The organism is Roseateles sp. P5_E11, assembly GCF_054049355.1.
In genome coordinates this window covers 1-518 of record NZ_JBFUMO010001220.1, presented here as the reverse complement: position 1 = coordinate 518, position 518 = coordinate 1, and the positions used below count along the sequence as shown (strand labels likewise).

The 518-nt window shown below is 50.1% G+C and carries 1 protein-coding gene; it reads left to right on the top strand.

What is annotated here, in order from left to right; all coding sequences use genetic code 11:
- A partial coding sequence (locus ACXJKR_RS34440) for a hypothetical protein (RefSeq protein ID WP_457326686.1) occupies window positions 1-518 on the top strand: 518 nt, incomplete at both ends.

Sequence of the window (518 nt, the reverse complement as noted above, 5' to 3'; positions counted from 1 at the left end):
CAGTTCGAAAGTCACGCCAGCTAGCGGGAAAACGAGTGGTTCGCGCGTGCATGCTCCGTTTTCATTCGTGTCCAGTGCTTTTGCGCAGACTCAAGCAGTATCGGAAACTCCAACGACGGATGTTTGGTTTATCGTGGAGGGTGCGTATCGGAGCACCGCGCCTTTTATTTCATTGGCTGTATATCCCGCCGACAGGAGTTATTCGGTCTATCGGTACACAATCTTCGGTGTTGATATGATCAAGTTGCCTGCTGGTCGTTATCATTTTGAATTTTCACTTGAAGACTATCGAAGTATAGTATTTACGCAAGAAATATCCGGTGGGGCGGTGGGGTTCTCTCAGATCGCTTTGAGCCCCACGCCATTTGATTCCTTTTTTAATGCACTTGGTCCGTTGCGCGYTAAACCTTTGAAAAACGCTATTCTGGGCGAGGCGCTCTCTCAAGCCCAAGCACTTTGTGCAGTAGGAAATCGCAAGGGCGCACTCGACGCTTTGAGCAAGGTGCAGGGTCGTGAGC